Origin of the sequence: Ruegeria arenilitoris, from assembly GCF_013031355.1 — a bacterium.
In the GTDB taxonomy this organism is placed as follows: Bacteria; Pseudomonadota; Alphaproteobacteria; order Rhodobacterales; family Rhodobacteraceae; genus Ruegeria; species Ruegeria arenilitoris_C.
On the sequence record NZ_WPZO01000015.1, the window covers coordinates 50692 to 62227 of the forward strand.

At 59.6% G+C, this 11536-nt stretch carries 11 protein-coding genes; 10 read left to right on the plus strand and 1 reads right to left on the minus strand.

Translation table 11 applies throughout. The features are described 5' to 3' along the window. Positions 1-20: 20 nt before the first annotated feature. From GOX63_RS22260 to GOX63_RS22285, 6 genes are read left to right on the plus strand one after another with little or no spacing between them, the layout of a single operon-like run. Positions 21-557 (plus strand): tripartite tricarboxylate transporter TctB family protein, encoded by a 537-nt coding sequence (locus GOX63_RS22260; protein ID WP_170328676.1) that lies wholly within the window; start codon positions 21-23, stop codon positions 555-557. Positions 558-565: 8 nt separating this feature from the next. Next, positions 566-2098: a tripartite tricarboxylate transporter permease gene (locus GOX63_RS22265; protein ID WP_170328677.1), complete on the plus strand. Its 1533-nt coding sequence runs from the start codon at positions 566-568 to the stop codon at positions 2096-2098. A 7-nt stretch (positions 2099-2105) separates the two neighbouring features. Then, on the plus strand, positions 2106-3590 hold the full coding sequence (locus GOX63_RS22270) for an aldehyde dehydrogenase (protein WP_170328678.1): 1485 nt from the start codon (positions 2106-2108) through the stop codon (positions 3588-3590). A gap of 15 nt (positions 3591-3605) precedes the next feature. After that, positions 3606-4901 carry an aspartate aminotransferase family protein gene (locus GOX63_RS22275; protein WP_170328679.1) on the plus strand — a complete coding sequence of 432 codons (1296 nt, stop codon included), beginning with the start codon at positions 3606-3608 and terminating at the stop codon, positions 4899-4901. Beyond that, entirely contained in the window at positions 4898-5830 is a 933-nt protein-coding gene (locus tag GOX63_RS22280) for a phosphotransferase enzyme family protein (RefSeq protein WP_170328680.1), read from the plus strand. The genes GOX63_RS22275 and GOX63_RS22280 overlap by 4 nt, the downstream gene beginning before the upstream one ends. 22 nt (positions 5831-5852) lie before the next feature. Continuing rightward, complete coding sequence (locus tag GOX63_RS22285; protein ID WP_170328681.1) at positions 5853-7088, plus strand: Tm-1-like ATP-binding domain-containing protein; 1236 nt, start codon at positions 5853-5855, stop codon at positions 7086-7088. Between the two features lie 125 nt (positions 7089-7213). On the opposite strand, the gene GOX63_RS22290 is transcribed toward GOX63_RS22285, so the two are convergent. Further along, positions 7214-7372 (minus strand): hypothetical protein, encoded by a 159-nt coding sequence (locus GOX63_RS22290; RefSeq protein WP_170328631.1) that lies wholly within the window; start codon positions 7370-7372, stop codon positions 7214-7216. Between the two features lie 270 nt (positions 7373-7642). On the opposite strand from GOX63_RS22290, the gene GOX63_RS22295 reads away from it, so the two are divergent. The 4 genes from GOX63_RS22295 (at position 7643) to GOX63_RS22310 (ending at position 11534) form a co-directional block, all read left to right on the plus strand. After that, positions 7643-8593: an MBL fold metallo-hydrolase gene (locus tag GOX63_RS22295; RefSeq protein ID WP_170328682.1), complete on the plus strand. Its 951-nt coding sequence runs from the start codon at positions 7643-7645 to the stop codon at positions 8591-8593. Between the two features lie 69 nt (positions 8594-8662). Further along, the gene (locus tag GOX63_RS22300) at positions 8663-10285 is read left to right on the plus strand and encodes an FAD-dependent oxidoreductase (protein ID WP_170328683.1); all 1623 of its coding nucleotides are present in this window, start codon (positions 8663-8665) and stop codon (positions 10283-10285) included. Positions 10286-10290: 5 nt separating this feature from the next. Further along, the gene (locus GOX63_RS22305; protein ID WP_170328684.1) at positions 10291-10479 is read left to right on the plus strand and encodes a DUF2783 domain-containing protein; all 189 of its coding nucleotides are present in this window, start codon (positions 10291-10293) and stop codon (positions 10477-10479) included. A 26-nt stretch (positions 10480-10505) separates the two neighbouring features. After that, a complete protein-coding gene (locus tag GOX63_RS22310; RefSeq protein WP_217356272.1) occupies positions 10506-11534 on the plus strand; it encodes a TRAP transporter substrate-binding protein in 1029 nt (342 codons plus the stop codon). Positions 11535-11536: the final 2 nt, after the last annotated feature.

An 11536-nucleotide genomic window follows, 5' to 3' on the forward strand; every position in this document is an offset into this window, starting at 1 on the left:
CAGCGGTCAGGGAGGGGACTATGATAGCCAAAACACTGCAGGACATGTTCAAACGATACCGCCGGCCCGGCGATGTTGTTTTTGCGTTGGCCTTTCTGGTTTTTGCTGTTTTCCTTCTGACCCAGCTGGGTGAGCAGACCCAGGTCGTCAAACGGACCAAATGGTTTGCACAACCCGGCTTCTGGCCAATGGTCTCGCTTTGGGCCATGGCCATCTTTGCCTTTCTGCACTGGCTCAGCTCGGCCATTTCAGACCGTATTCCGGGGCGCTGGCCCGAGGTGGCGTTTTGGCTGCGGTCCTTTGAATACGTCGCCTATTTTCTGGTCTATGTCGCGATTGTCCCCCTTTTGGGATACCTGCCATCCACCGTTCTGTTCGCGGTCTTTCTTGCAATCCGCACCGGGTTCCGAAGTGCCGGGGCCATTGGCCTTGCGGCAGCGTTCGGTGTTGCGGTGACGGTCATCTTCCGCGCCTTTCTGCAGGTCAAAATCCCCGCAGGTGCCATCTATGAATACCTGCCGGAAACCGTACGCGCCTTTGCGCTGACTTATCTCTGAGGGTCGCTATGGAAACGTTTCTGTCCGGACTTTCTATTCTGACGCAATGGCAGGTGATCGTCGCCCTTCTGATCGGCTCGATCGGTGGGGTCATCATCGGCGCACTGCCCGGCGTCGGCGCGGCGGTGGCGATTGCCATCCTTTTGCCCGCTACATTCGCATTTGAGCCCATTGTCGGCCTGACGCTGCTGCTGGGCATCTATGGCTCGTCCATGTACGGCGGCGCGATCCCCGCCATTCTGATCAACACCCCGGGCACGGCGGTGAATGCGCTGACCACCTATGACGGCTATCCCATGACCAAACGCGGACAGGGGCATCGTGCGTTGTCACTGGCTTATTCCGCGTCGTTCTTTGGTGGTGTCTTTGCCATCATCTGCCTGATGATCCTGTCGCCGGTTCTGGCGTTGATCGCCCCACATTTCGGCAGCCGAGAGATTTTCTTGGCCGCCCTTCTGGGGATCATTCTGGTGATCCTCGCCCACCGCGGACAGATTTTTGCCGCCGGTATGCTGGCCGCCTTCGGGATTTTCCTGAACACCGTCGGGCTTGAGCCGGTCAAATACACCCGCCGCTTTACCTTTGACCAAAGCTGGCTGGCCTCGGGCGTCGACCTGATCGTGGTCGTGCTGGGTCTGTTTGCGATCAGTCAGGCGCTGCTATTGTTGCTGGAAAAGAACCACGCACCGGGCGAGGCCCATGTCAGCGGCAACATCTTTGCCGGCCTCAAGGAACTGCTGGGCATCAAACGCGTGGCCACGGTGTCCTCAAGCATCGGCGTCTTCATGGGCATGGTGCCGGGCACGGGTGAGTTCACCTCGCAATTCCTGTCCTACACCTATGCGCAGAAAACCTCGAAAGAGCCCGACAAGTTCGGCGATGGATCGCCCGAGGGGCTGGTGGCGTCTGAGGCCGCTAATAACGCCGTTCCCGGTGCCGCGATGATCCCGCTGCTGGCATTGGGTATCCCGGGCGAGGCGCTCACCGCGATGATGCTGTCGGTGTTCTACGTGCACAACGTCATCCCAGGTCCGCAGCTGTTCGAAAACCAGATGGACTTTGTCATGGCGCTGTACATGGCGCTGATCTTGCTGAACGTCATCGTTCTGGTGTTCCTGCTGTTCTCGACCAACCTGCTGCTCAAGATCATCCAGATCCCGACCCGGTTTTTGGGCATCATGATCCTGATTCTGGCTTTTGTTGGCGTCTATAGCTTGCGCAACTCGATCACCGACTGCGCCATTGCCGCCGGGTTTGGTGTATTCGGCCTGATCCTCAAACGGCTGGACCTGCCGATTGTTCCGATCATCCTGGGCATGGTTCTGGGCGGCATTATGGAAGTCAAACTGCGCAGCGCCATGGCACGGGTCAAATCCCCGCTGGATTTTGTCGACCGCCCGATCGCGGCGATCCTGACGGCGCTGATCGTGCTGATCCTGCTGCTGCATTTGCGCACGCTGTACTACGAGTTCCGCAACAAGCTGAAACCCGAGCCGACCGCGCTACCGGTCGATTCCGATCACCCCAATCAGCAAGGGTAACCCTGCCATGAACCAATCCGATATTGACGCCCTGCGATCTCAGGTTCTGCCCCCTCGTTCGCACTTCATCGGGGGACGCTGGGTCGCTGCCTCGGAAGGCGGTCACAGGGATGTGCTTTCGCCGGTTGATGGCGCGGTTCTGACCCAGATTGCCGAAGGTACTCCGGCAGATATGGAGGCCGCGATTGCCGCCGCAAGGGCAGCGTTCGAAGATGGCCGCTGGTCGCGCCGCTCCCCGGCCGAGCGTAAGAAAGTGCTGCTGAAACTGGCCGACCTGATCGAAAAGCACGCCCTGGAACTGGCGGTTCTGGGTGTGCGCGACAATGGCACCGAGATCAACATGGCCATGAAGGCCGAGCCGATGTCGGCTGCTGGCACGTTCCGCTATTACGCCGAGGCGATCGACAAGGTCTATGGCCAGATCGCCCCGACGGCAGAAAGCGTGCTTGGCCTGATCCACCACGCACCGGTTGGCGTTGTCGGAGCAATCGTGCCTTGGAACATGCCGCTGATGATCGGAAGCTGGAAGCTGGCACCGGCGTTGGCCACCGGGAACTCGGTGGTACTGAAACCGGCCGAAAGCGCATCCTTGTCGCTGTTGAAACTGGCCGAATTGGCCGCTGAGGCCGGACTGCCAGACGGGGTGCTGAACGTCGTCACCGGCTCGGGCCGGGTGGTAGGCGAAACGCTGGCGCTGTCGATGGATGTGGACATCATGGTGTTCACCGGCTCGGGCGCGACAGGTCGGCGGCTGCTGGAGTATTCGGCACGCTCGAACATGAAACGCTGCTATCTGGAACTGGGCGGCAAATCCCCTAACATCGTCTTCAACGACGCCCCGGACCTGAGCGAGGCCGCCAAAGTGTCTGCAGGCGGCATCTTCCGCAACGCGGGCCAGATTTGCATCGCGGGGTCGCGCCTGCTTGTGCAAGAGGACATCCACGACGATTTCGTCGCCGAACTGGTCAAACATGCCGAGGCGATGCGGGTCGGCAACCCGCTGGATCTGGACACGCAAATCGGCGCTGTTCATTCGCTGCCCGAACTGGACTCCAATCTAGAATTCGTCGCCAAGGCCGAGGCAGAAGGCGCCGAGCGCCGTACCGGTGGCGGGCGCATCCTTGAGGAAACCGGCGGCTATTATATGGCGCCGACGGTGATGACCGGAGTGAAAGCCACCGACAACCTGTTCCAGAACGAGGTGTTTGGCCCGGTCCTCGCCGTGACGCCCTTCAAGGACGAGGAGGAGGCGATCCTGCTGGCAAATGACTCGGTCTATGGTCTTTCCTCGGGCGTATGGACGTCGAACCTGAGCCGCGCGCACCGCATGATCGCGGGTATCCGCGCAGGTGTCGTGCACGTGAATACCTATGGCGGGTCTGACTTGACCGTGCCGCTGGGCGGGGTGCGCCAGTCGGGCAACGGGCATGACAAGTCTCTGCACGCACTCGAGAAATATCTCGACCTGAAAACCGCCTGGATAAAACTCTGACCAAGGGCCGACCGCATGACGCTTCCCCCGAAATCCGCCGAGCTTGTTGAACGCCGGGCCAAACTGCTGGGTCCGAATGTTTCAACCTTCTTCGATGAACCGCTTCATATCGTGAAAGGCGAAGGCGTCTGGCTTTGGGATGCGGACGGGCGCAAGTATCTGGATTGCTATAACAATGTTCCGCATGTGGGGCACTGCAACCCGCGCGTGGTCGAGGCGATCTGCCGTCAGGCGTCGACGCTGAACACCCATACCCGCTATCTGCATGACGGCATTCTGGACTATGTCGAGAAGCTGACCGGCACGATGGATGCCTCGCTGGCCACCGCCATCCTGACCTGCACCGGGTCCGAGGCAAACGACATCGCCCTGCGCATGGCCGAGGGCATGACCGGCAAGCGCGGTATCATCGCCACGGATGCGACCTATCACGGCAACACCTCTCTGGTCAGCCAGCTGAGCAAGTCGAACGTGCCGACCGTTGGCTTTGGTCTGGGTCAGTATTTTCGGTTTGTCGAGGCGCCCGACAGCTATCGCAATCCGGACCCGGACGGCCGCAAGTTCGCCGATGCCGTGGCCGAACAGATTGCCGAGCATGAAAAGTCCGGCGTCGGCTTTGCCGCCTTGGTCGTATGCCCTTATTTCCTGAACGAAGGCTTTCCCGACCATCCTGACGGCTGGCTGAAACCTGTGGCCGAGGTGGTGCGCAAGGCCGGCGGCCTGCTGATCTGTGATGAGGTCCAATCGGGCTTTGGCCGCACCGGCACCCATATGTGGGCGCATCAGAAAATGGGCGTGGTGCCGGACATCATGACTATGGGCAAACCGATGGCCAATGGCCACCCTGTGGGCGGTGTGGTGACGCGCAGCGAAATCCTGACAACGTTTCGCAAGGGTTATCGGTACTTCAACACGTTCGGCGGCAACCCAGTCTCTTGCGCCGCAGCCATGGCGGTGCTGGAAGAAATCGAGGACAAGAACCTTGTCGCCAATGCCAAAGCAGTCGGCGATCACGCCCGCGCACGCATGACAGCGTTGCAGCAGAAATACGAGTTCATCGGTGACGTGCGCGGTTCGGGCCTGATCTTCGGGGCCGAGATGGTGTTGGATCGTCAAAGCAAAGAACCGGCCAGCGAGTTCACCGATCGGGTAATCAATGCGATGCGGCGCCGGGGGATCATCCATTCGAAACTGGGCCGCCACAAAAACACGCTAAAAATCCGGCCACCGATGCCGTTCTCGAAAGAGAATGCCGATCTGCTGTTTGACACACTGGACGAGGTTTTGGCCGAAACCCCGCTGACCCTATGACTCTGATTGTCGAGAAAGCCCTGACCCTTTGGGGCATGAACGACGCTGAATGGTCGCTGGTCGCGGCCCGGGAAAACCATGTCTACCGGGTTCAAACGGACACAAGGAACTTTGCCCTGCGCCTGCACCGTCAGGGGATGCACTCGGATGCCGCCTTGAGGTCCGAGCTACTGTGGATCGCCGAGCTTGGTACCAACGGCGTCGGCGTCCCTACCCCCGTACCGGCTACGGATGGCAGCTATCTACATCTGCTGGACGGCGTTCAGGTCGATATGCTGGATTGGCTGCCCGGTCGCCCTCTGGGCTCGACAGGAACAGGGATCGACCATGACGACCGCACCGGGATATTCCGGACTCTCGGACGCGAAATGGCAAAGCTGCACGAGGTCAGCGATGCCTGGACCCGACCCGATGAGTTTGCGCGCTGGTCCTGGGACCGCGCCGGGCTGCTGGGCGATGCCCCTCTCTGGGGTCGGTTTTGGGAGAACCCCACGCTTTCGGACGAGGATCGCGCCTTGCTCACCGCGTTTCGCAAGGCAGCGAACAGCCATTTGCAAGAGATCGAAAATCAGCTGGATTACGGCCTGATCCACGCTGATCTGGTGCGCGAAAACGTGATGGTCCAGGGCGACAAGCTCTGGCTGATTGATTTCGACGATGCCGGGTTTGGGTTCCGCCTGTTCGACATTGCCACAACCCTGCTGAAAAACCTGCGCGAACCGGACTACGGCGCCCTGCAAGTGGCCCTGCTTGAGGGCTACCGGATAGAACGGGTGCTCGACACCGAGCATCTCGATCTGTTCATGGCCCTGCGCGCGGTGACGTATGTGGGCTGGATTTCGTCCCGGATGGACGAAGATGGATCACAGGTACGCAATACGCGGTTCATTGAAACCGCCCGGGAACTGCTGAAGCACTACCTCGGATAACACGCATGGACGGGAGGAAAACATGACCAACAAAACGATCCTGCTGATTGGGACATACGACACCAAAGACCCCGAGATGCGGTTCATCGAGGATACCGTACGGGCGCAGGGGGCGGATGTGCTGACGATGGACGTCTCCGTTCTGGGCGATCCGGCGACACCGACCGATATCTCGAAACACGACGTTGCCGCCGCCGAAGGCATGACCATCGACGAGGTGATCGCGCTGGGGGATGAGAACAAGGCGTTCCGCGTCATGTCCGCCGGGGCCGCCAAAGTGGTGGCGCAAGCCTATGCCGACGGCCGGTTTGATGGGATGTTGGCCACCGGCGGCACAATGGGCACCGACCTTGCGCTGGATTGCGCACAGGCGCTGCCAATGGGGGTGCCAAAATACATTGTTTCGACCGTCAGCTTCTCGCCATTGATTCCGCCGCATCGCTTGGCTCCGGACATTCAGATGATCCTGTGGGCCGGGGGGCTGTACGGTATGAACTCGATCTGCCGGTCCTCGCTGGCACAGGCGGCAGGGGCCGTGGTCGGTGCGACCAAAGCCGCCATCGCGCCGGATCGCAGCAAACCTCTGATCGGCATGACCAGCCTTGGGTCGTCCTGCCTGCGTTACATGAAAACCCTGAAGCCAGCCCTGGAAGAGCGCGGCTTTGAGGTCGCGGTGTTTCACTCGACAGGAATGGGGGGCATGGCCTTCGAGAAACTGGCCGCCGAGGGCGCCTTTGCCTGCGTGATGGATTTCTGCATGCAGGAATTCGGCAACTTGCTGGCAGGCTCTGTTGTTTCAAGCGGAGAGGATCGCCTGACCAATGCCGGTCGCGCTGGCACGCCACAGATGGTCGCCCCCGGGGCGCTCGACCTGCTGGACTTTGCGGGCTGGCAAGAGATACCCGACCAATATGCGGATCGCCCTTTTCACGAGCACAACCGCCTGATCAAAAGCTCGGTCTTCAACGGCGAGGAACGCCGCGCTTGGATGCGAGAACTGGCAAACCGGCTGGAAGCAGCAACCGGGCCGGTTCACTTCTTCCTGCCGGTGCAAGGCGTCGAGGCATGGGACAAAGAAGGCGAGGAAGCGCATGATCCTGCGGCTCTTGCGGACATGGTCGACGAAGCCCGCAAGGTCCTACCGGGCAGAGTGCCAATGACCGAACTGGATACTCACATCAATGACGCCGCATTTTGCGACGCGGTTTTGGCTCAATTTGACGAATGGGTCGAGGCCGGAGTTGTCAGCAAAACATAGCGGACGTTCATACAAGTGTTGGTTGGGGTCCAGCGTTCCTTCAACTGACCCGATAGAGGCTGCGGAGCACCGAGAGGTGCCCCGCCCTGTCACTCTCACCCAGCCGGATAGCCAAACACATCATTTTAGTTGGCAGATTCACCCGTTTGAGGTTCTTCGATATCCCAATGCTCAACGAACAGGCCTTCGCCGTTTAAGCGGAAGATATCCACGTACCCGACGCCCAGATCCCCTTCGACCGGCGGATCGGTCACTTTCGAAACGACCAGAACAATGTCCCCCATGGCGATCGTTTTGGAGAATTGGATCTCAAAGCCTTTTCCCTCGGCTGACACACGCAGTTTTTTGACCGCAAGGGCATCGCCGAGTTTGGCGCCTGAGTAACCTTCCCAAGCCATTGATAAGAAACGGTCGACAAGTCTCTTTTCGGTACAATCTGGTTTTTCGTTGACTTTCGTTTCAAATGAAACAAGATTGTTGCAAATGTAACGATGTAGCCGATTCCGTTAAAATTGAGCCAAAATCCGGCGACATCGCACCTTTGGAGGATACACATGGCCAAGGCATTCGCGTCCCAGGGGGACATGTCGGAAAAGAAGATCTCGTTTACTGAGGTCGGCGAGGGCCTGTATGCCTTCACCGCCGAAGGCGATCCGAATTCAGGCGTGATCATCGGCGATGACAGCGTGATGATTGTCGAGGCACAGGCCACACCGCGCTTGGCTAACAAGGTGATCGAATGCGTGCGTTCGGTGACGGACAAACCCATCACCCATGTGGCGCTGACCCACTATCACGCCGTCCGCGTGCTGGGGGCCAGTGCTTTCGGCGCACAGCAGATCCTCATGTCCGACGTGGCGCGTTCGATGGTCGTGGAACGCGGCAAGGAAGATTGGGACAGCGAATTTCAACGCTTCCCCCGCCTGTTCGAAGGGCATGAGAGCATTCCGGGCCTGACATGGCCCACCACCACGTTCAGCGACACGATGACCGTTTACCTTGGCAATCGCCAGGTCGATCTGATGCATCTGGGCCGCGCACACACAGCGGGCGACATCGTCATCCACGTGCCGGATCAGAACGTCATGTTTACAGGCGACATCGTCGAATACCACTCGGCCTGCTATTGCGGTGACGGGCACTTCAACGATTGGGGCGACACGCTGGATGAAATCAAATGGTTCGACGTCGATGCCATCGCACCGGGTCGCGGAGATGCCTTGGTCGGCAAGGATATGGTCAACGCCGCCATCGAAAACACCCGCGATTTCGTCGAAAGCACCTACCGTCCGGCAGCAAAAGTTGCGGCCCGTGGTGGATCGCTGAAAGAGGCCTGGGACGCCGTGCGTGCCGAATGCGATCCGAAGTTCGCCGACTACGCGATTTACGAGCATTGCCTGCCCTTCAACGTTGCGCGCGCCTATGACGAGGCTCGCGGTATCGACACCCCCCGCATCTGGACCGCTCAGCGCGACCTTGAGATGTGGGAGGCCCTGCAGGGCTAAGGCAAACGGCCCGGCCGTCCGGCCGGGCTTTCCAAAAAACGAAACGCGCGCAGCCAGAGGACAAAACCGATGTTCGATGACCGATACACGCTTGCCTACAAGCGCTATCCCTACAAGAAATCGACCGATCAAGACGCCGCTACACCAGTTCGCCACCCCGTGGTGGTGATAGGCGGTGGCCCGATCGGCGTGGCAACCGCACTTGATCTTGGGCGTCAGGGCATTCCAACACTTGTGCTGGATGACCACGAAGGCGTCGGCATGGGGTCCCGCGCGATCTGTTTCGCCAAACGCTGTCTTGAGGTTGCCGGCCGCTATGGCTGCGGCAAACCGATGGTCGACAAAGGGGTGGTTTGGAACCTCGGAAAGGTCTTTCACAAGGACGACCAGGTTTTCGAGTTCAACCTGCTGCCCGAAGAAGGCCACGAATACCCCGCCTTCATCAACATGCAGCAGCCCTACTACGAAAGCTACCAGCTCGACCGTTTTGAGGAACTGCAGGCGCAGGGCGCACCGATTGAAATCCGCGGCAAGAACCGCGTGGATGCGGTGGAAGTCCACGACGATCACGTCACCCTATCGATCATGACGCCGGATGGCCCCTATACGCTTGAGGCGGATTGGCTGATCGGCTGCGACGGGGCCTCGTCACCGCTGCGCACGATGCTGGATCTGGATTTCACCGGCAAAGTATTTCAGGACAGCTTCCTGATCGCCGACATTAAGATGAAGAACGACAGCTTTCCGACCGAACGCTGGTTCTGGTTCGAACCGACCCACGGATCGGGCGCGTCCACCCTGCTGCACAAACAGCCCGACGATGTCTGGCGCGTGGATTTCCAGATCGGCTGGGATGTCGACCGCAAAGAAGAGATGAAGGAGGAGAACATCCGCCGCCGTCTCGACGCGTTCCTGGGCGCCGGTGTCGAATATGATCTGGTCTGGTCCTCGATTTATACCTTCCAGTGCAAGCGCATGGACAGCTTCCGTCATGGTCGTGTGTTCTTTGCCGGGGATGCAGCGCATCAGGTGTCACCCTTTGGCGCACGCGGCGCAAACTCGGGCATGCAGGATGTCGATAACCTCGGCTGGAAGCTGGGCATGGTCATGCGCGGTGAAGCTCCTGAAAGCCTTCTGGACACGTATAACGTCGAACGTATCCACGGCGCGGATGAGAACATTCTGAACTCAACCCGCTCGACCGACTTTATCACCCCGAAATCAGAAACCAGCCGCCTTCTGCGCGATGCCGTACTGTCTCTGTCTGAAAAGTACGAATTTGCGCGCCCGATGGTGAACTCCGGTCGCCTGTCGGTGCCCTGCACCTATGACGGCTCGCCGCTCAACTCGGCAGATGCTCTGAACGGCCCCGCGCGGTCACGCCCGGGATCGGTTTGCCCAGACGTACCGCTGGGCGACGATTTCCTGCTGTCCAAACTGGGTGACAAATTCATCCTGCTGACCATCGACGCCGATGCCCCCGACATGATCGAGGAAGACGGCGTTCAGGTCACGCGCCTGGCCCTTTCGGTCAAGGATGACAAATCCGGTGCCCTGAAAAAACGGTATCTCGGTGACGCCGACAGCGCGGTTTACCTGATCCGACCGGATCAGCACGTAGCCGCCCGCCGCCCAAGCTTTGAAGAAAACGCAATCCGTGCTTCGATCCGACGCGCGGTCGGCAAGGAGTAAGCCCCATGACCGACTTGATCTTGACCCCCAATATCGAAGGCGTCGATGATTTCTACGCCGAACTTCTGGCCGCCCATGACGGGCTGGAAAAAGACCAAAGCGACGCGCTCAGCGCCCGCCTGATCCTGATCCTGGCCAATCACATCGGCGATCGCTCGGTTCTGACCGAGGCGATCAAAGCCGCCGAAATCTAACACTTCATAGGGAGGAGACTATGAAAATGAACCTGAAAACCCGTGCCCTCGCCTGCGTTGGCGCAACAACCATCGCCTTGTCGCTTGCAACAAGCGCAATGGCCGAAACCACCCTGGCCCTGTCCAGCTGGCTGCCCCCGCGCCACCCCATCGTGTCCGGCGCGATCAAACCCTGGGCCAAACAGGTCGAAGAGGTCACCGATGGTCGTGTAACCGTTCGTGTTCTGGCCAAACCGCTGGGACCGCCGCCTGCGCATTATGACATGGCCGCAGACGGTATTGCAGACATCACCTATGGCCTGCATTCCTTTACCACGGATGACCGTTTCACACGGTCGCGCATCGGCCAGTTCTCTTTCATCGGCGATGACGCCGTTGCTGGCTCCAAGGCGTTCTGGAACGTTTACGCCGGTCCGCTAGAAGCGCAGAAAGAGCACGAAGGCACCAAGCTACTGGGTCTGTTCGTGCATGGCCCGGGCATGTTGCACAACAACGTCCGCAAGATCGAAACGACCGATGATTTTGCCGGTCTGAAAATCCGCGTTCCCGGCGGCTACATCTCTGACCTGATGTCGGGCATGGGCTCTACGACGCTCTTTATGTCCTCGGGTGAGGTCTATGAGAAACTGTCGCGCGGAGTGATCGACGGGGTAACCTTCCCCTATGACGCCCTTGCAGCCTTCAAGCTGACCGAAGACGTCAAATACACGATGAAAGTGCCTGGCGGTCTCTATAACACGACCTGGTTCATGGTCATGAACGAGGACAAGTGGAACGAGATTTCCCCCGAGGACCAAGCCGCGATCGAAGCGATCTCGGGCGAGGCTTTTGCCGCGCTGGTGGGTGAAGCCTGGGTCGGTGCCGACGAAAAAGGCAGCGCAGCGGCTGAAAAGGCCGGGATCGAAGTCTATGACGCGCCAGCCGCTGTGGTTGATGCGATCAAGTCTCAGGCCGCTAACGCCGAAACATCGTGGTCCGAAGCGATCTCGGCGGATGGCTATGACGGGGCAGCAGCCCTGCAAGAACTGCGCAAGCAGTCTGGCGTGGACTTCTGATC

Bases quoted from the DNA above. Each gene is read 5' to 3' on its own strand.
- GOX63_RS22260 (WP_170328676.1), top strand. From the start codon at position 21: ATGATAGCCAAAACACTGCAGGACATGTTCAAACGATACCGCCGGCCC.
- GOX63_RS22265 (WP_170328677.1), top strand. From the start codon at position 566: ATGGAAACGTTTCTGTCCGGACTTTCTATTCTGACGCAATGGCAGGTG.
- GOX63_RS22270 (WP_170328678.1), top strand. From the start codon at position 2,106: ATGAACCAATCCGATATTGACGCCCTGCGATCTCAGGTTCTGCCCCCT.
- GOX63_RS22275 (WP_170328679.1), top strand. From the start codon at position 3,606: ATGACGCTTCCCCCGAAATCCGCCGAGCTTGTTGAACGCCGGGCCAAA.
- GOX63_RS22280 (WP_170328680.1), top strand. From the start codon at position 4,898: ATGACTCTGATTGTCGAGAAAGCCCTGACCCTTTGGGGCATGAACGAC.
- GOX63_RS22285 (WP_170328681.1), top strand. From the start codon at position 5,853: ATGACCAACAAAACGATCCTGCTGATTGGGACATACGACACCAAAGAC.
- GOX63_RS22290 (WP_170328631.1), bottom strand. From the start codon at position 7,372: ATGGGGGACATTGTTCTGGTCGTTTCGAAAGTGACCGATCCGCCGGTC.
- GOX63_RS22295 (WP_170328682.1), top strand. From the start codon at position 7,643: ATGGCCAAGGCATTCGCGTCCCAGGGGGACATGTCGGAAAAGAAGATC.
- GOX63_RS22300 (WP_170328683.1), top strand. From the start codon at position 8,663: ATGTTCGATGACCGATACACGCTTGCCTACAAGCGCTATCCCTACAAG.
- GOX63_RS22305 (WP_170328684.1), top strand. From the start codon at position 10,291: ATGACCGACTTGATCTTGACCCCCAATATCGAAGGCGTCGATGATTTC.
- GOX63_RS22310 (WP_217356272.1), top strand. From the start codon at position 10,506: ATGAACCTGAAAACCCGTGCCCTCGCCTGCGTTGGCGCAACAACCATC.